The sequence below is a fragment of the Pseudomonas sp. GW458-11-26-14-LB4 genome (genome assembly GCF_059423925.1).
Map to the genome: position 1 here is coordinate 26,515 of NZ_JBWKYU010000033.1, position 21,156 is coordinate 47,670.

General features: G+C 63.0%; 17 protein-coding genes. 9 read left to right on the top strand and 8 right to left on the bottom strand.

The features are described from left to right. Window positions 1-11: 11 nt before the first annotated feature. Both AC07XZ_RS28520 and AC07XZ_RS28525 read left to right on the top strand, forming a co-directional pair. Window positions 12-461 carry an AraC family transcriptional regulator gene (locus AC07XZ_RS28520; protein WP_256590594.1) on the top strand — a complete coding sequence of 150 codons (450 nt, stop codon included), beginning with the start codon at window positions 12-14 and terminating at the stop codon, window positions 459-461. Then, window positions 428-1,027 (top strand): GlxA family transcriptional regulator, encoded by a 600-nt coding sequence (locus tag AC07XZ_RS28525; RefSeq protein WP_256590593.1) that lies wholly within the window; start codon window positions 428-430, stop codon window positions 1,025-1,027. The genes AC07XZ_RS28520 and AC07XZ_RS28525 overlap by 34 nt, the downstream gene beginning before the upstream one ends. Before the next feature lie 91 nt (window positions 1,028-1,118). Here the strand turns inward: AC07XZ_RS28525 and AC07XZ_RS28530 are convergent, their stop codons facing one another. From AC07XZ_RS28530 to AC07XZ_RS28545, 4 genes are all read right to left on the bottom strand, one after another. Continuing rightward, window positions 1,119-1,514, bottom strand: coding sequence for a hypothetical protein (locus AC07XZ_RS28530; protein ID WP_102688583.1), 396 nt, complete (start codon window positions 1,512-1,514; stop codon window positions 1,119-1,121). A gap of 222 nt (window positions 1,515-1,736) precedes the next feature. After that, a complete protein-coding gene (locus AC07XZ_RS28535; RefSeq protein WP_085748558.1) occupies window positions 1,737-2,471 on the bottom strand; it encodes a class II aldolase and adducin N-terminal domain-containing protein in 735 nt (244 codons plus the stop codon). Window positions 2,472-2,616: 145 nt separating this feature from the next. Then, on the bottom strand, window positions 2,617-7,086 hold the full coding sequence (locus tag AC07XZ_RS28540; protein WP_102688582.1) for a hemagglutinin repeat-containing protein: 4,470 nt from the start codon (window positions 7,084-7,086) through the stop codon (window positions 2,617-2,619). Between the two features lie 94 nt (window positions 7,087-7,180). Beyond that, window positions 7,181-8,908, bottom strand: a complete 1,728-nt coding sequence (locus AC07XZ_RS28545; RefSeq protein ID WP_102688581.1) for a ShlB/FhaC/HecB family hemolysin secretion/activation protein — start codon at window positions 8,906-8,908, stop codon at window positions 7,181-7,183. A gap of 237 nt (window positions 8,909-9,145) precedes the next feature. Between AC07XZ_RS28545 and AC07XZ_RS28550 the strand changes: the two genes are divergently transcribed. Beyond that, window positions 9,146-10,267: an HlyD family secretion protein gene (locus AC07XZ_RS28550; RefSeq protein ID WP_102688580.1), complete on the top strand. Its 1,122-nt coding sequence runs from the start codon at window positions 9,146-9,148 to the stop codon at window positions 10,265-10,267. Continuing rightward, window positions 10,264-11,856 (top strand): DHA2 family efflux MFS transporter permease subunit, encoded by a 1,593-nt coding sequence (locus AC07XZ_RS28555; RefSeq protein WP_102688579.1) that lies wholly within the window; start codon window positions 10,264-10,266, stop codon window positions 11,854-11,856. Before AC07XZ_RS28550 ends, AC07XZ_RS28555 begins: the two co-directional genes overlap by 4 nt. Window positions 11,857-11,860: 4 nt before the next feature. Here AC07XZ_RS28555 and AC07XZ_RS28560 read toward each other — a convergent pair whose 3' ends face one another. Further along, on the bottom strand, window positions 11,861-12,301 hold the full coding sequence (locus AC07XZ_RS28560) for a carboxymuconolactone decarboxylase family protein (protein ID WP_102688578.1): 441 nt from the start codon (window positions 12,299-12,301) through the stop codon (window positions 11,861-11,863). A gap of 238 nt (window positions 12,302-12,539) precedes the next feature. Between AC07XZ_RS28560 and AC07XZ_RS28565 the strand changes: the two genes are divergently transcribed. From AC07XZ_RS28565 to AC07XZ_RS28580, 4 genes are all read left to right on the top strand, one after another. Next, window positions 12,540-13,046 carry a sigma-70 family RNA polymerase sigma factor gene (locus tag AC07XZ_RS28565; RefSeq protein WP_102688577.1) on the top strand — a complete coding sequence of 169 codons (507 nt, stop codon included), beginning with the start codon at window positions 12,540-12,542 and terminating at the stop codon, window positions 13,044-13,046. After that, on the top strand, window positions 13,046-14,005 hold the full coding sequence (locus tag AC07XZ_RS28570) for a FecR domain-containing protein (RefSeq protein ID WP_102688576.1): 960 nt from the start codon (window positions 13,046-13,048) through the stop codon (window positions 14,003-14,005). Before AC07XZ_RS28565 ends, AC07XZ_RS28570 begins: the two co-directional genes overlap by 1 nt. Window positions 14,006-14,104: 99 nt before the next feature. Further along, window positions 14,105-16,534, top strand: a complete 2,430-nt coding sequence (locus AC07XZ_RS28575; RefSeq protein WP_102688575.1) for a TonB-dependent receptor — start codon at window positions 14,105-14,107, stop codon at window positions 16,532-16,534. A gap of 78 nt (window positions 16,535-16,612) precedes the next feature. Next, the gene (locus tag AC07XZ_RS28580; protein ID WP_102688574.1) at window positions 16,613-16,903 is read left to right on the top strand and encodes a hypothetical protein; all 291 of its coding nucleotides are present in this window, start codon (window positions 16,613-16,615) and stop codon (window positions 16,901-16,903) included. Between the two features lie 60 nt (window positions 16,904-16,963). Here AC07XZ_RS28580 and AC07XZ_RS28585 read toward each other — a convergent pair whose 3' ends face one another. From AC07XZ_RS28585 to AC07XZ_RS28595, 3 genes are all read right to left on the bottom strand, one after another. Next, complete coding sequence (locus AC07XZ_RS28585) at window positions 16,964-18,535, bottom strand: sensor domain-containing diguanylate cyclase (RefSeq protein WP_102688573.1); 1,572 nt, start codon at window positions 18,533-18,535, stop codon at window positions 16,964-16,966. Window positions 18,536-18,722: 187 nt separating this feature from the next. Further along, window positions 18,723-19,496, bottom strand: coding sequence for an aldolase (locus AC07XZ_RS28590; RefSeq protein WP_102688572.1), 774 nt, complete (start codon window positions 19,494-19,496; stop codon window positions 18,723-18,725). Between the two features lie 12 nt (window positions 19,497-19,508). Continuing rightward, window positions 19,509-20,216 carry a haloacid dehalogenase type II gene (locus AC07XZ_RS28595; protein WP_085648172.1) on the bottom strand — a complete coding sequence of 236 codons (708 nt, stop codon included), beginning with the start codon at window positions 20,214-20,216 and terminating at the stop codon, window positions 19,509-19,511. Window positions 20,217-20,324: 108 nt separating this feature from the next. Between AC07XZ_RS28595 and AC07XZ_RS28600 the strand changes: the two genes are divergently transcribed. Beyond that, on the top strand, window positions 20,325-21,156 hold an 832-nt coding region (locus AC07XZ_RS28600; protein WP_102688571.1), incomplete at its 3' end, for a LysR substrate-binding domain-containing protein.

Consider the following 21,156-nt stretch of genomic DNA (forward strand, 5'->3'; position numbering starts at 1 on the left):
CAGAGATGGCGATGACCCGATCCGCTGAAGCTGTACCGCGCAATGAAGCACCGCTGCGAGTGGCGGTGCTGCTGCTGCCGGCGTTTTCCAATTTCGGTCTGGCGGCAGTGCTCGAACCGCTTGCCATCGCCAACTGGTTGAGCCAGCGCACGCTGTTCGAGTGGACGTTGCTGTCGTTGCAGCCGGGCCCGGTGACGGCCAGCAACGGTCAGGCGAGCATCGCCGAAGCTGGCTTGAACAACGAGCAGGCCTTCGACGCCTGCGTGGTACTGGCCAGTTTCGAGGTGCATCAACACAGCTGCAATCCGGCGCTCAAGAGTTGGCTGCGCAAGCAGGCGCTGTTCGGCGCGGTCTTGATCGGCGTGGAAACCGGCACCGAACTGCTGGCCGCCGCTGGTGTGCTCGACGGCTACGAAGCGTCGGTGCATTGGGACAACCTGCAGGGTTTTCAGGAGAGTTAGTCCGCGCCCGACCGCAGCTCTACACCCTCGAACGCCAGCGCCTGACCTGCGCCGGCGCGACCACCATTCTCGACATGCTGCTGGGCTGGATCGGCCAGCGCATCGATCCTGATCTGGCCCGGGAAATCGGCCTGTACCTGTTGATGGGCCAGATGCGCGCGCCGGCGGACAATCAGCTCGACGGCGGTCTGGGGAACAGCGGGATGTACGGCAACAAGATCCGCCGTGCCGTGCAACTGATGGAAAAGGCTCTGGAAGAACCGCTGGACTGCGAGGCGATTGCCAGCGAAGTCGGCCTGTCACGTCGTCAACTCGAGCGCCAGTTCAAGCATCAGAGCGGGCTCTCGCCGCTCAAGTACTACATCACCCTGCGCCTGGCCCGGGCGCACAACCTGTTGCAACAGACGCAGATGAGCGTGGCCCAGGTGGCGGCGTGTTCCGGGTTTGGCTCGCTGGAGCATTTCTCCCGCACTTACCGCGCACGCTTTGGTTGCCCGCCGAGTGAGGATCGGCGCCAGGCGTGGAGTGCGCCGGTGATGCGCCAGCCGTTGAGCAAGGCACCTTGAAACGAAGAGCGGCCATTCACCCGTGACGTTGCGCAAGCCTTGCTGGCAAAAAAATGCCTGCAACAGGCAGGCATTGTTGAAACTCGGACGTTCAGTTGTGCGTTCGGACCTCGTCGCACGATTGACCACTTGAATTCACTAACCGGACCACTACCGATGCAGTGTTCTCCACTACGCCATTGATCAGGTAGTTATAACGAACCGAGCCATTTCCAATGAGTTTGATTTTGTTCCATTCCTTAAAGCAATCAACGGAGCCATTCTCGATGTCAGCCCGTGTTACATTTCGGCTCAATGATGTCGAAGCGCCCTGGATGGGTACCTCACCTTCGGAATCACTGCATCCCTGAAATTCGCCGGTGAACTCGTCACCCACTTTCGCCTCATTTGACAACGCCCCCACTTTTACCGAAATGCCGTTAATTTGAGGTTTTGAGCTGCAGTTAATTACACCGTTAAACAAGTCTTGAAAATGAATATCAGCCATTTCTGTTGCTCCATGAATTGATTGGTTTGATGCTCGCACAGGTTAAATTGAAACCACGCGCCTCAAGCCAATCGTCGTCCCTTATCAGCTTTTTGCACACTGTCAGAACTGACAGTCATTCAATACCCATTCGCTATAACAATTTGTTCTTTCCAGCCAAACTCAATTTCACTGTGGCACGAATCCGCGCGGGTTCTGGATCAGCCATCCGAGAACCCATTGCTAATTCAGCTGGCGGTAGACCGGTTCCTCTTCGTCGAGGATGCCCATCAATGCATTGAAATGCTTATCCGCAAACCCCGGATAATCCAGCCATTGCCGACACGTCTTGCGCGCCACTTCATCGCTGGCCACGCGCAATTCCTGCCCGGTCGCCAGTGCGGTGATGTACACCTCGCACGCCCGCTCGAAGTAATACAGATCATCAAACGCCTGAGCCACGCTCGGCGCCGCGACCAGCAATCCATGATTGCCCATCAGCAGGATCGGCTTGTCACCGAGCAGCCTGCTCACCCGCTCCGCCTCTTCCCCAAGACCCATGCCATCGAATCCTTCGTCAATCGCCACCCGCTCGAAAAACCGCATGCTGTTCTGCTCGATCGGTGGCAGGCGCGAGTCCTTCAGGCATGCTAGCGTCGTCGCGTATCTGCTGTGGGTATGGAGGATGCAACGGGCCTGGGGCTGGTTGCGGTGCAAGGCGCTGTGCAAGGCCCACGCGGTTTTGTCCGGGGAGTCCGGGCAGTCGAGACTGGACGGATCGTCGGCATTGAGCAACAGCAGATCACTAGCACGGATCCGCGAGAAGTGTTTGCCGTAGGGGTTGATCAGAAACTCGCGACCGTCCTGCGAAGTGGCCACGCTGAAGTGATTGGCGATGGATTCGTGCAGGTTCAAACGCGCAGCCCAGCGCAGGGCGCAGGCCAGCTGGATTCTCAGGTGTTCGACGTTGTCGTGCATGGCGCGGCCTCCCGGTTTCACCCGAGTGTAGAGCGCATGCTTTCATCGACTTGACGGGAAACGACAGTGGCTGCCGTTTTGAGCCGGGTGTCCATCAGAAACGGGAGCGAGCAGGCTCGCCCCCGCCGGTTTCACTGACGGTCAATCAGCCTTTTTCGTCGATCCCGGCTTGCAGGGGCTGACTGTCCAGATGACCGCTCAGGGTCACCGGGCCGACTTTCAGGTTGCCGTTTTCAACGGACACCTTCGGTGCATTTTCTTCAGTTTTGTGCGGCAGATCCAGGCCGGCTTTTACGCCGTAGTCGAGGTTACTCAGGTCGGTGCTGCTGACCTTCGAACCACCCAGATCGACCTTGCCTTCGGTGGCGGAAATCCGCGCACCGGTCAGTTGGGTAGCGCCGCCGACGGTGAGGTTCACACCCTGACTAGCGCTGATACCGGAGGCCTGTTTCACGCTGTCCTTGTGCGCGTATTCGCCGTCGACTTTCAGCGTTGGTTTGTAGTCGGTGCCAGCCAGTTTGCCCTTGTCGTCGGCCGGGGTCTTCTTGGCGGTCAGGCCCAGATCCACGTCGACCTTGGCGTGAGTGCTGGAATCCTGACGGCTTTCGACCGACAGATCACCCGCCACGTTGCCGCTGACGTTGCGCGCATCAATCCGCGCGCCGCTCAGGCTCGCATCACCGCCACTGTTCAACACCACCGTGTCAGTCTTGATCTGGCTGTTCTGCTGGGTGGTGCCTTGCAGGTAATCCACGCCGACCTTGGCCCCGGCATTGAAGCCGTGATCGCTGCTGACTTTTTCATCGGCGGCGGTCGGTGTGCTTTTGCTCAGATTGCCGCCGGCGTTCAGCGCTACGTTCCAGTTGTTGCGGTTGTCGCTGGACTGCGCGGATTCCTGAACGAAACCGCCCTTCTGCGCATCGATGCTGACGTTCGGCGCGCCGACCTGAGTGCCTTGCAGGTGCACCGAATCGCCGCTCAAGGCGATGCCGTTCTGGCTGTTGAGCTGACCACCGCTGAGGGTCTGGGTGTTCTCGTTGACCCGACCGATGTTGAAGTTGCCGCTGAGGTTGCCGCCCTGATCGCGGCTCTTCTCGCTGCTGGTCTTGCTGCCGCCCGCCTTCAGGCCGCCGCCGAGATTGCTGCCGGTGGCGACGTGCGAGTCGGTGGCCGCTTGCAGGTCGAGTTTGCCGTCGGCTTTCAGGTCGATAGCACCAACGCTGTCGATCTTCGTGCCCTGCTGCACCTGATTGCCGCCGCTGCTCAATTGCACCGGGCCGTTGCCATTGATACTGGCTACGTGGGCCTGGGTGTCGGTGGTCTTGTTGCCTTTGTGATCGAGCTGGAATCCAGCGCCGAGATCGACGTTGGTGCCGTCGGTGCCCGGCAAGGTGCCTACCGTCAGCGAACCGTTGCCACGCAGGCTGGAGCTGTCGCTGCTCTGGCGGTCGTTGGCCTGATTCAGGGCCAGATCGCCGCCGGTCTTGATGCTGACACCGCCCTGCCCGCCATCGAAACGGCTGCCTTCGAACTGGGCATCGCCGCCGACATTGATGTTCACGCCCTGATTGCCAGCGTAACCGCCGACCACCGCGGTGGAGCTGTCCTTGCTCGACTGGCTGCTGCCACCCGCGCCGCTGCCGGCCACGTTCACGTCTTCACCAGTCTTGGTGTAGACGCGCACGTCGACCTTGGCATCCACTGATTTTTCGGTACTGTTGTGGGTGTTGTTCGCTGCATCGGCCACCAGTTTGTCGGCGCCGATGTTCACTTTGCCGGCGCTGGCGTTGTACTGGGTGCCCTGGTCGTGCAGCGTGCCGCCGACCTTCACGTCCACGGTCTGGCCGTCGAACCGGCTGACCACGGCGTTGCTGCCCTGCTCGGTTTTATCGGCGCTGGCATGACCGATTGCCACGTCGATCCCGACGTTCGGCTGGCCGAGATTGGCCAGTGCGTCCTTGTCCGGCACCTTGCCGTCGAGTACTTCTTTCACCGCACCGGCAATCGGCCGGGCAATGTCTTTGTACTCGACGTTGGCGCCTATGTCCGCCGACCAGTTGCTCTCCTTGTGAGTGCTGCTTTCGGTGTTGCTGGCGGCACGGTTGTCCACTTGGTTAGCGGCGACGTTCAGGCCGTTGCCGGCCTTCAGTTGCGCGCCCTCGGTGGCGAGTTTGTCAGCGTTGATGTTCAGGCTGCCGCTGCTCTGCACGCCGGTGGTTTGCGCGGTCCTTTTGCCGGTGGAGTCTTGCGAGGTGCTGTGCGAGAAGTCCACGCCGCTACCGGCGCGGTCGAGCCCGCCGGTGTAGTAGAACCCGCCGCCGGTGCTGCGGGTTTCGGTCGAGGTGCTGTGGCTGCCCTGCTCAGCCAGCAGCGAGACGTTCTTGCCGCTCAGTGTCGTGTCGCCGGCGGTAGATTTCACCTCGGCGCCCTTGAGCGTCACATCGCCGCCCGCCTTCACTTGCACAGTGCCGCCGCTGAGGCTGGAACCCTGCTGCGTGACGTCGTTGGCGGTGACGGTTTGCGCCTTGTCTTCGTAATGCACGCCGGCGCGATACTGCTCCGCCGATTGCTCCTTGGCGTAAGCGTCGAAACCACGAGTCTGCGTGCTGTTGCTGCTGTCGTGGGTGTTCTGCGTCGAATGCACATTCACATCACCCGCCGCATCCGCCGTCAGCGAACCGCCGGCCTTGACCGTAGAACCAGCGAGTTCGATGTCCTTGGCGCTCTTGAGCTTGAGGTTGCTGTCGGAAGCCAGCTCGCTGCGCACCGTGGTGCTGTCCTTGCTGTTCTGCCGGGACTCGTCCTTGGTGATGCCGAAGAACTTGCTGTCCTTGTCGTGGTTGTTGCTGTGCGAAGTGTCCTGCACGCCGTCGATGGTCAGCGAACCGTTGTCGCTGATCACGCTCGCGTCCTTGGCGCCGCGCACCTGGCTGCCGCTGATGCGTACGTCGTCAGCCTTGACCACCAGTTTGCCGGCCGCGTTGACCTTGCTGCCCTGATGCTGGGTCTGGCCCTTGTCGGCGTCGCCGGTCTTGCCGAAGAAACCGCCGCCGACCAGGTCACCGGAATAGCGGTTGTCGCTGCTGCGGTTGGTGCGGGTCGCGGCGGTGATTTCCACCTGTTTGCCGGCCAGTTGCAGATCGCCGGCGCTGTTCAATTCAGCGCCTTCGGAGCGCAACAGTGCGGCGGTTTGCAGGGCAATGTTGCCGGCCTTCAGCTGGCTGGTGATGCTGCGCTGCTCTTCGCTGCTGCTGTCCCAATCGGCTTTCCACAGGTGTTTGCGGTGCTTGCCCTGATCGGTCTGGGTGTGGCTTTCAGTGGCGGCGGTCAGGCGCAGATCGCCGCCGCTTTGCACGCTGAGGTTGTTCTTCGCGTCGACCTTGGCGGCTTTCAGTTCGGTGTCTTTACCGGACGACAGTTGCGCGTCGCGGCTGGCGACGATCTGGCTGCCGTGCTGGCGCGAATCGCTGTCGGTCTTGGTGCGCTCGTAAGTTTCCCAAGTGATGCCGATGGTGCTGTTGTTCCAGTTTTCGCGCTGCTCCTGGAGCTTGCGGCTTTCGACGGTGGTCAGGGTCAGATTGCGCTTGGCATCGACCTTCACGTCGCGACCGCTGACGTCGGCGGCGGCCAGCGTCAGGTCCTTGCCGCTGTGCAGGCCGACGTCGCCCTGGCTGCTGCGAATGCCGGCGCGGGTCACGTCGAGGCTGTCCGGGATCGCCTGACCGCTGACGCTCAAGTCGCCCGCCGAACGAATCTGCACGCCGTCACGCCCGGCGACTTGCACAGCCCCGACCTTCACGCCCGCGCCTTCAACGGTGCTGACGATGTTGATGCGCCCGGCCTGCATCGCGCCGAACAGGCTGGCGTCGATCCGTTGATCGGTGGTGTTGCCCGCCGGGTCCACGGCTTTCACCTGGCCGCTGGCGTAGTCGATCTGATTGCGCCCGACGGTGAGGTTCAGTTGATCGCGAGCGCTGATTGCGCCCTGGCTGTCGATGCGCGGCGCGATCAGGTTGATCGAGCCTTCACCGTTACGCAGCCCGCCGCCCTGGATCTGCAACTGACCGGTGGCGTCGCGGGTGCTCAGGGCTTGCAGCTTGCCGTCGTTCAGCTCGGGCCGGCCGACCACCAGATTGGCGTTCGGCGTGTTGATGAAGCTGCCGCCGTTCACCGAAATGCCGTTCGGGTTGGCGAGTACGTAGTCGGCAGCGCGACCGAAGATTTCCTGGGCGCCGTTGATGGCCGACGGGTTGCGGCTGATCACTTCGTTGAGGATCACGCTCGCGGCCTGGCCCTGCAATTGCGGGTTGGCCGCCAGTTGCCCGGCGAGCTGCGATTGCCCGGCCTGCAAGGCGTTGTTCAACACCAGGCCCTGTCGGTCGACGTTGTAGTCGAGGAATTGGTTATGCGAGAGCCCCGAGCCGTTGGGCGCGACGATGTTGACGATCGGGACGCCGCCCTGGGTCTGCAGTTGCGCGGTGCCGCCGGGGCCGGGCGCGACCACCACGCCGCCGGCCATGGCGCCCGGCAGGTGAGCGACCAGGAACAGGCTGGCGATGGCCCAACGCAGTTTCCCCCGTGGGGAAAGATGAAACGCAAAGGTATTCATTGGCATAAAAAACTCTCCATGTAGTGCGGCATCACGTTGCGCGTTGAGTTGAAGGCCACGGCTGTCGCGCTCAGGTCCGATGGCTGTTGTTCACTGACGTTCATATCTGTAATCCGACCCGCATCAGCCAGGTTTCAGGCTCGCGGTGCAGGCCGGTCGGGGTGTTCAGGCTGCGTTGGTAATCGACGTCCACTTGCAGGTTTTTCCAGCCCAGGTTGAGGCCGATGCTGGCGCCGCTCAGGCGTTGAACCGGGGCGCCGTGATCGGCCTTGATCCAGCCGTGGTCGAGGCCGACGCGCGGGGTGAGCTGCACCGGCAAATCGGTGCGCAACGGCAGGCGCAAGGTGTTGCGCCAGATCGCGCCGCTGGCACCGGACGCACTGCTGACCCGATAACCGCGCACAGCGGAATCGTCGGTGCCGAGCAATTGTTCGATGGCCGGCAGCGGGTCCGGGCTGTACTGCAAATTGAGCTGGCTCTGCCATTGCCAGGCTTGCGCGCCGAGCTGGCCGTTGCGCCATTGGCTGAGGCCAGCGCGGTACTTGCGAAACTGTGCCTTGGGCAGATTCTTGACCTGACGATCGGCATCGTCGTCGGCACCGAACCAGCGCAAGCCCTGGGCGTAATTGACGTCGAGGTTCCACACCGCGCGGTCGAGCCAGAACAGGTTGAGTCCGGCTTCGGCCACGGTCAGGATCGGGCTCTGGATGCCGAGGCGGACGTTTTCCAGATAGCTGTCGACGTCCTTGTGCGCCAGTTGCAGGTTGGCGCTGAGCTGATGACTCTGGTCGCGCCACAACACACGGTCGGCGCGCAGGCTGAGTTGATCGGTGATGCCGGTGCTGTGAAAGGTCAGCGTGCTGAGCTTGAACGGCGCGCGGTATTCGGCGTGGCTGGCGAAAGTGCTGAACGTCCAGTAACCGTAGGGAATCGCGTAATAGAGGCTGGCGTTGCGGCTGTAGCGGTCGCCCTGATTGAGGGTGTCGCTGGCGCTGAGGCTCAACAGGTCGTTGAGTTCGAGCGGGCTATCGAGGGTCAGGCTCAGTGTGTCGCGATCACGACCGGTACTGGCGCTGCCGAGGTTGTCCACGCCCAGGCCCAAGCTCCAGCGCGACTGCCCCGAGGTGCGCGATCGCAAGATGATTTTCGACGCACCGGGCTGGCTGCCGGGGGCGATGTCGGCGGTAAGATCGAGCGAGCGCAGGCGGTTCAACTGATCCAGACCCTGCTCCAGATCCCGCAGGTTCAGCGGCTTGCCGAGCATGCCCGGGAATGCACCGCCGAGGGACACCGGCAGGCTCTGGTCGGCCAGTTCGATGGACTCGATGTAGCCTTCGTCGATCAGGATATCCAGCGATTGCCCGGCTACCGGCGCGCTGCTCAGGTAAGGCCGACTGGCGATGTAGCCCTTCTCCACGTACAGCGCGGTAATGGTCGCCAGCAGATGGTTGATCTGGCCGACGCCCATGCACGGCGCCAGCAGCGGTTTGATCCGGGCGTTGAGTTTGTCTTTGTCGATCAGCGTGACACCACCGATACGCGTACCACTCAAGGGCCAGCAGCGCTCATCGGGTTTGATCGACCCAGGAATGGCCGGAGTGGCAGGCGTCGGGCCGAACGCGCCGCGCTCCAGTTGCCGCTTGCGCTGTTCGAGTTGCAGCTGTTGCAGATCGCGCTGTTGCAGTTGTTGCTGGCGCAGCACTTCCTGGCCAGGGGCTGGAGTTTCGGCGGCGAGAACGCTGGGCGCACACACACTCAACAACAAGGCCGACAACAGCGGGCGAGGCAGGGAACGACTACGAGAAACAGCGCAAAGCAAATACGGCACTCAACATCCTTGCAATCAACTGGCTTAATGCCACCCCATCAATAGCGGTGATAGTCAGAGCCTTCCTACACAAATGCAAGACGCTTCCTACGGCGCTTACATTTCTTAAACAAATGGTCAGCTTCTTCTTTCGACAGTCTTCATCTGACGATCGGCGACAAAAATCAATTGCCACAAAATATTACTCGCGTCATATTACGGTCGTAATAGCCATTCCGCTTCTTCAGGTATTACGCCATGACCAGCATGCCCACCGTAGAACCCGATCTCGCCGTTCCGGTCAGCGCCCCCAAACCTCCCCTGCTCAAACGCCTGCTGTTGCCGACTGCGGGTCTGGCCGCGCTGGTGTTCGCCGGGCTGTACGCCGTGCATTGGTGGGGCACGGGGCGATTTCTCGAGGAAACCGACGATGCCTACATCGGCGGCGACGTCACGGTGATCGGGCCGAAAGTCGCCGGTTACATCGAGGAAGTGCTGGTCAGCGACAACCAAAGGGTGAAGGCCGGCGACGTGTTGATCCGCCTCGATGCCCGCGACTACCGCGCCAATCTGGCCAAGGCTGAAGGCGCGGTCGCCGCCGAAGAGGCGCTGCTGGCCAACCTCGACGCCACCGAACAACTGCAGCAAGCGGTGATCGGTCAGGCCCGCGCCGGCATTGATGCCGCCAGTGCCGAAACCGCCCGTTCGCGAGATGACAACGCACGCTACAAACGCCTGGTGACCACCAATGCAGTCTCGGTGGAAAGTGCACAACGGGCCGACGCCACCTTCAAGACCGCGCAAGCCTTGAGCGCCAAAGCCCAAGCCGAACTGCTGGCCGCGCAACGCCAGCTCACCGTGATCGAAACCCAGAAACAACAGGCCCGCGCCGCCCTCCAGCAAGCCCGGGCTGAGCGTGATCTGGCGCAACTCAACCTCGGCTACACCGAACTGCGCGCCCCGGTCGACGGCGTGATCGGCAACCGCCGCGCGCGGGTCGGCGCTTATGCGCAGGCCGGTTCGCAGCAGTTGTCGGTGGTGCCGGCCAGTGGTCTGTGGGTCGATGCCAACTTCAAGGAAGATCAACTGGCGCGGATGAAACCCGGCCAGCGCGTGAGCATCCGTGCTGACGTGTTGTCCGGCCAGGAGTTCCACGGTCGCCTCGACAGCCTCGCCCCGGCCACCGGTTCGCAATTCAGTGTGCTGCCGCCGGAAAACGCCACCGGCAACTTCACCAAAATCGTCCAGCGCGTGCCGGTGCGGATTCTGCTCGACCCGGCCGACGGCGTGCTCGGCCACCTGCGTCCGGGCCTGTCGGTGACGGCTGAAGTCGACACCCGTGCCCAACCTGAAACCACCGCCGTGGCCAGCGCGCCATGAGCACCGCCCTCACCGCCTCCGCGCAGCCATTCAATGCCGCCGACATGGCGACGGCGACCAAAGTGTTCGCCTTCGCCACCATGTGCATCGGCATGTTCATCGCGCTGCTGGACATCCAGATCGTCTCGGCCTCGCTGCGCGATATCGGCGGCGGGTTGTCCGCCGGCACCGATGAAACGGCGTGGGTGCAGACCAGTTACCTGATCGCAGAAATCATCGTGATCCCGTTGTCGGGCTGGCTGTCGCGGGTGTTTTCGACGCGCTGGCTGTTCTGCGCCTCGGCGGTCGGCTTCACCCTCGCCAGCCTGCTCTGCGGCATCGCCTGGAACATCCAGAGCATGATCGCCTTTCGCGCGCTGCAAGGGTTTCTCGGCGGGTCGATGATTCCGCTGGTGTTCACCACGGCGTTCTTTTTCTTCACCGGCAAACAGCGGGTAATCGCCGCTGCCACCATCGGCGCCGTGGCTTCGCTGGCGCCAACATTAGGCCCAGTGATCGGCGGCTGGATCACCGACATTTCCTCCTGGCACTGGCTGTTCTACATCAATCTGGTGCCGGGAATTTTCGTCGCCGTGGCGGTGCCGATGCTGGTCAGGATCGATCAGCCGGAGTTGTCGCTGCTCAAGGGCGCGGACTATTTGAGCATGGTGTTTCTGGCGCTGTTTCTCGGCTGCCTGGAATACACCCTCGAAGAGGGCCCGCGCTGGAACTGGTTCAGCGATCAGACCATCCTGACCACCGCGTGGATCAGTGGACTCGCAGGGCTGGCCTTCATCGGCCGCACGCTGCACGTGGCCAATCCGATCGTCGACCTGCGCGCGCTCAAGGATCGCAACTTCGCCCTCGGCTGCTTCTTTTCCTTCGTCACCGGGATCGGCCTGTTCGCGACGATTTACCTGACGCCGCTGTTTCTCGGCCGGGTTCGCGGCTACGGTGCGCTGGACATTGGTCTGGCGGTTTTTTCCACCGGGGTGTTCCAGATCATGGCGATTCCGCTGTACGCCTTTCTCGCCAATCGCATCGATCTGCGCTGGATCATGATGGCGGGCCTGGCGTTGTTCGCGTTGTCGATGTGGGAATTCAGTCCGATCACCCACGACTGGGGCGCCGGAGAATTGCTGCTGCCGCAGGCGCTGCGCGGGATTGCCCAGCAACTAGCGGTGCCGCCGGCGGTGACATTGACGTTGGGTGGCCTGGCACCGGCGCGGCTCAAGCATGCGTCGGGCCTGTTCAACCTGATGCGAAACCTGGGCGGTGCAATCGGGATTGCGGCGTGCGCGACCATTCTCAACGACCGCACCAACCTGCACTTCACCCGGTTGGCGGAGCATCTGAACAGCAGCAACGAAGCAGTGAATCAATGGCTGGCCCAGGTCGGCGGCAACTTTGCCGCGCTGGGTCAGAGCGGCGATGTCGGCCTCACCGCCAGCCTGCGTCAGCTATGGCTGCTGACCTACCGTGAAGCGCAAACGCAAACCTACGGCGACACGTTCCTGATGATCATGGTGTGCTTCGGCATCGCCACGGCGATGGTGCCCTTGATGCGCAAGGTGCAACCACCGGCCGCGCCGAGTGCCGATGCACATTGATCGATCAGGCTTGCGGAGTTTTACGGAAGCCCACAGCCAGGCGGTTCCAGCTGTTGATGGTGCTGATCGCCAAGCTCAGGTCGACCATTTCCTTGGGTGAGAACTGGGCAGCGACGGCTTCGTAATCTTCGTCCGGGGCGTGGGTCAGGCTCAGTTGGGTCAGGGATTCGGTCCACAGCAGCGCGGCGCGTTCACGCTCGGTGAAGAACGGCGCTTCACGCCACGCGGTCACGGCGAACAACCGGCGCGGGGTTTCGCCGCCCTTGATCGCGTCGGCGGTGTGCATGTCGATGCAGAACGCGCAGCCGTTGATCTGCGAAGCGCGCAGCTTGACCAGTTCGATCAGGGTCTTTTCCAGCGGCAGTTTCGAGACGGCGGTTTCCAGGGCAATCATCGCTTTCAGGGCATCGGGGGACGCGGTGTAGAAATCGATACGAGGTTTCATCGGGGATCTCCGGGGCAAGTGAATGTGGGGCTACGTTAGTCCCGGCGCCCGGACCGGCAAATAGCCAATCTCCCGGAAGATGGGTAGGCCTGCGTCGGTGTCAGAAAAGAAAGTGTGAAAGGACAATTGCCATCACTCGTTGCGCGCCACTAGAATGCGATCAATTCTTAATTGCACCCTAATCGCACTCTCGATTGCATCTCTGGCAACGGACGCCCGAAACGAGTACCTGCCCTCCATGTCGTCCCTCGATCAGCCGTTGAATCAGCAAGTCCAGACGCTCTACAGCGAACACCACGGGTGGCTGCAGGGCTGGCTTCAACGCAAGCTGGGCAACCGCTGCGATGCGGCCGACCTGGCGCACGACACATTTTTGCGCCTGCTCACCCGTCAGGTGATCAAGCCGTTGGGCAGCGAGCCCCGGGCGCTGTTGACGCACATCGCCAAAGGTCTGGTGATCGACCGCTGGCGGCGCCAGGACCTGGAGCGCGCGTATCTCGAAACCATCGCGCACCTGCCCGCCGCCGAAGTGCCGTCGCCGGAAACCCGCTACCTGATTCTCGAAACCCTGTGGCGCATCGAAGCGCTGCTGCGCGAACTGCCGGAACAGACCCGCGAGACCTTCCTGCTGTCGCAGATCGAAGGCCTGACCTACGCGCAGATCGCCACGCGCCTGAATGTTTCGCTGATTACCGTCAAACGGCACATGCGTGCCGCGTTCATTGCCTGCCTGAGTGTCGCCTGATGAGTTCGTCGATGATCAATCCGCAGATTCTCGGTGAGGCCGCCGACTGGCTGGTGCAACTGCATTCCGGCACTGCCACCCCGTCCGACCATCAGGCCATCGCCCAATGGCGCAGCCGCAGCGCCGAGCACGCCATGGCCTGGCAACGGGCCGAAGCGCTGCTGGGGGATTTGCGCAGCGTGCCGGCCAACGTCGCGATCCAGACCTTGAAACGCGCGTCCCGCAAAGAAGGCCTGAGCCGTCGCCAGACCCTCACCCGCCTCGGCTTGCTGTTGATGGCCGGGCCACTGGGCATGGCCTCGCAACATGTGCCGTGGCAGCAATGGACCGCCGACCAGCGCACCGCTGTCGGCGAGCAGAAGAACCTGCAATTGCCGGACGGCACTCAACTGGTGCTCAACACCGACAGCGCCGTGGACATCACTTTCAGCCCGGTGGAGCGTCGCGTCCTGCTGCTCAACGGCGAAGTGCTGATCAACACCGCCGCAGACGCCAGCGCCCGTCCGTTCATTGTCGAAACCCCGCAGGGTGTGGCCCGCGCGCTGGGCACGCGATTCTGCGTGCGCACCGAGGGTTCGCGCAGTCAGGTGTCGGTGCTTGAAGGCCAGGTTCAGATCACCCCGCAACTGCTCAAGCACAGTGCGATTCTCCAGGCCGGTGAGCGTCAGCGCTTCAAACTCAACAGCTTCGACAGCGCCGAAACCTTCGACACCGCCTCCCTGGCCTGGGACAAAGGCATGCTGCTGGCCAGCAACATGCGTCTGGACGAATTGCTCGGAGAGCTGAGCCGCTATCGCCGGGGCGTGCTGCGCTGTCATCCGGACGTCGCGGCGATGCGCGTGTCCGGGGCGTTTTCCCTGCGCGACACCGACGCCAGCCTGCGTCTGCTCAGCGACACGTTGCCGCTGAACATCAACAGCCTGACCCGCTATTGGCTGTCGGTAGAGCCCCGTGTCTAAGCCCTCGGAAAATATTTTCGATATTTGCTGATACCTTTTCGCGACTCGTCCGGTGAGTGGATAGACCTTTCAATTCCACGCCCCCGACAGGAACACCGAATGACCGCAATGCCATCGCCCCGCCCCGCCACGTTTGCGCTCAAGGCCCTGAACCTGAGCCTGGCCCTGGCCTTCAGCGCACTGCTGCCGAGCGCCGCCCAGGCCGCCGACAGCGTCAGTGAAAGCGCCAGCCGCAGCGTCAACATCGGCCCCGGTCTGCTCAGCCATGTGCTGGCGCAATTTGCGGTCAGCGTCGGCGTGCCGCTGTCGTTCGATCCGGCGCAACTGGGCAATCGCCAGAGTCCCGGCCTGCAAGGCAGCTACACCGCGCAGAGCGGTTTTGCGCGGTTGCTGGAAGGCAGCGGTTTCGAGCTGATCAGCACTGGCCACAACGGCTACACCGTGGCCCCGAAAGTCGCGGCGGACGGCGCGCTGGAACTGGGCGCCACCAACGTCAGCGCCCTTCGCGACGACAGCGGCGATACCTACGGCGGCGAACAGGTCGCGCGCCGCGCGCAGATCGGCATGCTCGGCAACCAGGAGGTCAACGACCTGCCTTTCAGCGTCACCAGCTACACCGCCAAGACCATGGCCGACCAACAGGCCCAGACCGTCGGCGATGTGTTGCTCAACGATGCCTCGGTGCGCCAGTCCAATGGCTTCGGCAACTTCTCGCAGATGTTCATGATCCGTGGCCTGCCGCTGGCCTCCGACGACATTTCCTATAACGGCCTCTATGGCGTGCTGCCCCGGCAGATCATCGCCGTCGAAGCGCTGGATCGAGTGGAGCTGTTCAAGGGCCCGAACGCTTTCGTCAACGGCGTGACCCCGAGCGGCAGCGGCATCGGTGGCGGGATCAACCTGCAACCCAAACGCGCCATGGACACGCCGACCCGCAGTGTCACCCTCGATTACAGCGCCGACGGTCGGGTCGGCGGGCATCTGGATCTGGGCCAGCGCTTTGGCGAGGACAACCGCTTCGGCGCGCGGGTCAACCTGATGCAGCGCGAAGGCGACACCGCGGTCGATGACGAAGATCAGCGCTCGTCGCTGTTCAGCGTCGGCCTGGACTATCGCGGCGATCGCCTGCGGGTCTCGACCGATTTCGGCTATCAGAAGCAGGTCATCAACCAGGGCCGCTCGGTGGTCTATGTCGATTCGAGCCTGACAAAAGCCCCCAAGGTGCCGCACGCCAACGCCAGCTACGCCCAGAGCTGGAGCTATTCGCAACTCGAAGACACCTTCGGCATGGCCCGCGCCGAATATGACCTGAACGACAACTGGACCGCCTATGTGTCCGGCGGCGCCAAGCACACCCGCGAGAACGGGGTTTATTCGTCGCTGACCGTTACCGACCTCAACGGCAACGCCCGTGGCGGCATGCTCTATTCACCCCACGACGAGGACAACCAGAGCGCCATGGCCGGGCTCAACGGCCGCTTCGACACCGGCCCCGTCACGCACCAGTTGAACCTCGGCTGGGCGGGCATCTGGGGCGAACAGCGCTCGGCGTTTGAAACCATCAGCACCGCCGGGCGCTACAGCACCAACCTGTACAACGTCACCGACAAGCCGCGCCCGGCGCCAACCTCGTTTGCCAGCGACATCAACGACCCGCGCATCACCGGCAAGAACATCCTGCGCAGCGAGGCGATTTCCGACACCCTCGGCTTCGTCGATGACCGCATCCTGCTGACCCTCGGCGTGCGTCGCCAGGCACTGAAAGTCGACGGCTGGAGCACCGCCACCGGCGCCCGCACTTCGAGCTATGAAGAGTCGATCACCACCCCGGTCTACGGCCTGGTGATCAAGCCGTGGGAACACGTGTCGTTCTACGCCAACCGCATCGAAGGCCTGGCCAAGGGCCCGACGCCGCCGACCACGGCGGTCAACCGCGACGAAACCTTCGCCCCGGTGCGCAGCAAGCAGATCGAGGCCGGCGTGCGCCTGGACATGGGCAGCTACGGCGCCAACCTCGGCGTCTATCGCATCGAGCAACCGTCGAGCTACACCCAGGACGGAATCTTCCGGGTCGACGGCCAGCAGACCAACAAAGGCGTGGAACTCAACGTCTACGGCGAACCGCTCGACGGCCTGCGCCTGCTCAGCGGCGCAACCGTGATGAAGACTGAACTGGAAGGCAGCAGCAACGGCGTGAATGACGGCAACCGCGCCGTCGGGGTGCCGCGCTTCCAGTTCAACCTCGGCGCCGACTGGGACATTCCGGGGCTCGAAGGCGCCGCCCTCAGCGCGCGGATGTTGCGCACCGGCGGCCAGTACCTGAACGCCGCGAACACCCAGAGCATTCCGGCGTGGAACCGCTTCGATCTGGGCTCGCGTTATGCCTTCAAGCTGGATGAAAAGCAGATCACGCTGCGGGCCAATCTGGAGAACGTCGCCAACGAAGCCTATTGGGCCTCGGCCAACGGCGGTTACCTGACCCAGGGCACGCCGCGTACGCTGAAGGTTTCGGCCACCGTGGACTTCTGACCGCTCGTCATCCGGCCGGCACCAAGGGTTCGGCGCGTCTGACCAATATCAGGTAAATCCCCTTTCCGGAGACAGACCATGATGACGCGCAAACTCACCTCGCTGTTGTTGATCGGCCTGCTGGCCACAGGCTCAGCCGCGACATTCGCCGCCAACGACGGCGCCGATGCCACGGGCACCAAATCCGGCTCCACCAGTGGTTCACAAATGCCGCCCGACAACACGCCGGGCTCGCCGTCCGGCGGCAGCGGCGCGGGGGGCGGCACCGGCACCAACGGCGGCGCCAGCGGTTCGGGTTCGGGAGCGGGAGGTGGCACCGGTTCGGCCGGTGGCGGCACGGGCGGTGCCGGCGGTGGCACTGGCGGCTGAACGAACAAGAGCAGGCCGTGGTAAACGCCATGGCCTGTGTCTGAACCCTACCGTTTTTTGTCAGCGATCCGAACGTAGCAATTCGCCGAAACCGACGTCCATCGACAACACGGCCGCGCGATTGCGGCCGGCGTTCTTGGCCTGATACAGCGCTGCATCCGCGCGCTGGATGAACAGCTCCGGGCTGTCGTTGCCCAGCGGAATAAATGCATAGCAACCCAGGCTCACCGTCAGATAACCGGTGGGCGAGCCGCTGTGGGTGATGTGTTTGTCCATGACGCTGCGGCGGATCTGCCCGGCAATCGCCAGCGCGCCGTTGATGTCGGTGTCCGGCAGCAACACCGCGAATTCCTCACCGCCATAGCGCACCGCCAGATCGGACTTGCGCTGGCAGCAGTTCTTCACCACCTGCGCGACCTGCGTCAGGCAATGGTCGCCGGCCACGTGGCCGTAGGCATCGTTGTAGCTTTTGAAGAAATCGATATCGAGCATGATCAGGCTGACCGGGCTCGACTGCCGCGCGCCCCGGGCAAACTCCACCTCCAGCGAGCGCTCGAACAGACGCCGGTTGGCCAGCCCGGTCAGACTGTCGTGGGTGGCGATCTGCTCCAGCGTCCGCTGGGCCTTGCGCAGGTTTTTCTCGATCCGCTCGCCATCGCGCACCTGATGAATGAACACCCAGCCAAACAGCCCCACGCCGAGCATCACCAGCGCCACGATCACGCTGGACTGGAACGCCCGGTCATACCAGCCCTGGAGGATCGTGTCCCGGGACGAAGACGCCGCGACCACCAACGGGTAGCTTTCCAGCTGTCGGTAACCATAAAGACGCGTCACACCATCGACCACCGAATCGATCATCGCAGTGCCGGCGGACGCATTGGGCAGCAACTTCTGGTAGATCTCGCCCTTGGCCAGCGAGGTGCCGATAAGGGCCTCGTCGAACGGTCGCCGAGCGAGCAAGGTGCCGTCGGTCAGGCCGAGGAACATGGTGCCGTTGTCGTCCAGGCTGAAGCTTTTGAAGAACCGGTCGAAGTAGGACATCTTGATCCCGGCCAGCAGCACACCCTGAAAATTGCCGGCGTGGTCGTTGACCCGTTTCGAGATCGGGATGATCCACTCACCATTCTCACGGCTGCGGATCGCCGGGCCGATGTGCGCCACGGCCGAGACGTTCTGCTGGTGAAACTTGAAGTACTCGCGATCCGCCACGCCATTGCCGCGCGGCAGATCCGCGAATGAGGTAATCACCCACTGCCCTTCGCGGTCGAACAGAAACATGCCGTGCAACTGCTCCAGTTGCTGCACCCGCCGCGCGAGGGTTTTCTGCAAACGTGGCTTCTGCGCCGCGCCATAACCATCGTCCTGAACCCAGTCGACCAGGCTGGTCAGCACCAGATCCGCTGCCAGAAAAGTGTCTTCAGCCTGCTGTGCCATGGCCCGGGTCAGGTTGGCCGACGACACCTGTGCGTTGGCCAGATCCTGGCGCCGCGACTGTTCGATCTGCAAATACAGCAGACCGGACAGGCACAGACACACAGCAACGATGAACAACACCGCCGCCTTGCGCAGGGGCAAACGCTTGAGGGTGCCGCCGGGGGCCTGATGCGGATCGTGAATGGGGATAGGCAAAAGCGTGTCCTGGGCAGGTACGACAGGGGCAAAAGCCCGAAACCCTTGTTCTTGTGAGCGTAGCCCACCGGGTTGTGTGGGGCAACCAAGTGCCCTCGCTACGATCCCGACCCAGTTGCTATCGGCGCGCAGGGCAATTGGATGACCTGCGGCGCGAATTATTTTTGCCTGCCCGTTTTCCTCGCTTTTACCCCCGGCTCGACAACCGCCGCATTGCACTGTGCAGATGCGCCCGCGCACTTTCCGGATCGCCCTCGCGCATCTGCTCGTACGCCCGTTGCGCAACCGCGTGCGGTACCGGTTTCAACACCCGTTGCGTGGCCATCGCCAGCAGTTGCACCTGCGCGGCACGCTCCAGGTAATACAGATCGTCCCATGCCTCGGCGATGGTCGGGGCGGCGACAATCACACCGTGGTTCTTCAAAAACAGAATGTCGGCCTCGCCCATCACCTCGGCAATCCGGTCGCCTTCGCGCTCATCCAGCGCCAGCCCGTTGTAATGCTCGTCCACCTTCGTGCGCCCGTAGAACTTCAGTGCGGTCTGGCTCAGCCACAACAGCGGCGGCCCCTCCAGCAGGCACAACGCCGTCGCGTTCGGCATATGGGTGTGGAACGCGACTTTTACTCGGGGCAGTCGCTGATGCAGGCGCGCATGAATATAGAAAGCAGTCGCTTCCGGCTGGCCCTCGCCGTCCACCACGTTGCCGTCGAAGTCGCAGACCAGCAGGTTGTGCGCCGTCACTTCGGAAAACGCATAGCCGTACGGATTGACCAGAAACAGGTCAGCATGACCCGGCAACATCGCCGAAAAGTGATTGCAGATCCCCTCTTCCAGCCCGTGCAGCGCCGCCAGTTGAAAGCACGCCGCCAGCTCTTTGCGAGCGGTGATGACGGCTTCGCTGTCGAGGTGCAACGAGGCGTAACGCGCGGGTCGGGCGCTGCCGGTCAGGGTATGGGCCATGGCGAAACTCCTTTATGACCAGCCAAGGGATGAGAACAACGGAAGGACTTCGTCCAGCGTGTTGAGGATCGCGTCGGGCCGATAGTCCGGCAGCAACTGACGACCGGTCCCGCGGTCGATCCATACGCAGCGAAAATGCATGTCGCGGGCCGCCGTGTGGTCGAGCATCGGGCTGGCGCAGATGTGCACCACCTGATCGCGGCTGACGCCCAATTGCTCATGAGCGTAGTCGAACAGCCGCGGCGCCGGTTTGTAGGCGCCGGCCTGTTGCGCGGTGATTACCCGGTCGATATGGCCGCCGAGTTGAGCGACGTTGCCGGCGATGATGTCGTCATCGGTGTTGGAGACGATGCACAGCTTGAAACCCTTGGCCTTAAGCTGCGCGAGGGTCTCGACGACTTCGGGAAACGGCGGCATCTGCGGGATCGCAGCGGCCAGGCGTTGGCTGTCTTCGCTGGCACTCGCCAGGCCCAGTTCTTCCAGGGCCAGTTGCAGGCCGAGAGTGCTCAGCTCGCGAAACGAGCGGTGCGGCGGCGTTTGTTCCAGGCGATGTTCGTGGCGGTCGTAGACCTCGATCAGGCGCCCGGCGTCGACCCGGTGCTCGCCCTTCTCGCTGAGGATCCGCTCGGCCACGGCGCGCAGGCCTTCGTCCCATTGAATCAAGGTGCCGTAACAATCGAAGGTCAGCCATTGCGGGCGCGGTGTGTTGATCAAGGTCATGGGAATTCCTCTGCAAGTGAGGGCTTCAGCTTATGAACTCGGGGTGATAGTGTGAAATTAAATAAATAGCCGACCGTCAGTTGCCAAACAAATATCGAGGCCGCCGCCATGCTGGACCTGGAACTGCTGAAAACCTTCGTCTGCGTGGTCGATGAAGGCAGCTTCACCCGCGCCGCCGAACGCGTCCACCGCACCCAATCCACGGTCAGCCAACACGTACGCAAACTCGAAGACCTGGTCGGCCACGCCCTGCTGTTGCGCGACCGCACCGGGTTGAACGTCAGCGTCACCGAGCACGGCGAACTGCTGATCCACTACGCCCGTCGATTACTGGCCTTGTCGGCCGAGGCCAGCGAAGCCCTGGCCAGCGACCTGGATCTGGAAATCCTGCGCATCGGCATGCCGGAAGACTTCGACGCCCGACGCATGGCGCTGATCCTCGCCGGCTTCACCCGCAGCCACCCGCAAGCGCGACTGGAAACCGTCAGCGGCATGAGCCTCGACCTGCGCCAACGCCTCGACAGCGGCGAAATCGACATCGCCCTGATCAAACGCGAACCCGACAGCGGCCCCGCCTGGGCGACCTGGCCGGAAAGACTGGTGTGGGTCAAAGGCGTGGAGTTCGATTCTTCCGGCGGCGTGTTGCCGCTGGCGCTGTTTCCCCAAGGCTGCCTGTACCGGCAACGGGCGATTCGCCTGCTCGACGTGGCGCAACGCCCCTGGCGGGTGGCCTTCGGCAGCCACAGTCTGACCGGCATTCAAGCGGCGGTGGCCTCAGGGCTCGGCGTTTCGGTGCTGCCGGCGTCGGCGGTGTTGCCGGAGCATCGGGTGTGCACGGACTTGCCGCCATTGCCGCCGACGGAGCTGGCGCTGGTCAGCCGCGAAGGGGTGTTGAGTGGATTGCAGCGGGGTTTGGTGGAGTTTCTGCGGGGGGAATTGG